The 618-nt window shown below is 57.4% G+C and carries 1 protein-coding gene; it reads right to left on the bottom strand.

The window, feature by feature from the left end; all coding sequences use genetic code 11:
- The coding region (locus tag EAE93_RS24020; protein ID WP_214040739.1) for a hypothetical protein at positions 1-618 on the bottom strand (618 nt) is incomplete at both ends.

The raw sequence follows: 618 nt of genomic DNA, 5'->3' as shown, positions 1-618 counted from the left end.
AATCCTCGGTTAAAGTGACCGCCATATCGCCCTGCGATAACAGTTGGCCGTCACCGCTCAGAGAGTGTGCGTTAATCGTGGCCTGTTCCCCGGCAATTAAGGTGCCTTGCCGGTTGTTAATCACCAGCGAGGTGTACCCGCTCTTGTCGTCTACGGTAAGCTGTTTGCCCGCGGAGATTAACCCCTCGGCATTCTCCAGCGTGTGACTCACCTGAGCTTGCAGATGGTTGGCTGCCCGTAAAGCGCCCTGGGTATTGTCCACCTGTTGAGCGTTGACCGTCAGGTTTTGCGCTTCCACCCCGTTATCCGTGTGCGCCGTCTCGCGGTTAATCAGGCGAGCGGTGTTCAGGGTCAATTGCTGACCGCCACGGATAAGGCCGCCGGTGTTATCGGTTTGAGTGTCAACATCAAGCTGAGTGTCGCCCACCGCCTGCACCTGCCCGTGACGATTATCGAGTTGGTGAGTGTTCAGGGTTAACGTGTCGGTGGATAACAATTTGCCGTCCCGGTTATCCAGCGCGGCGTGTCGGGTATCGATAGCCAACTGTCCGCCTTGAAGATGACCGTGGCGATTGTCCAGCGGGCCACTGGTGATGGTCGTCTTGCCCTCACCGAGAA

The sequence above is a fragment of the Photorhabdus akhurstii genome (assembly GCF_018448925.1).
GTDB classification, from domain to species: domain Bacteria; phylum Pseudomonadota; class Gammaproteobacteria; order Enterobacterales; family Enterobacteriaceae; genus Photorhabdus; species Photorhabdus akhurstii.
This window is presented reverse-complemented; position numbering and strand designations above follow the sequence as displayed.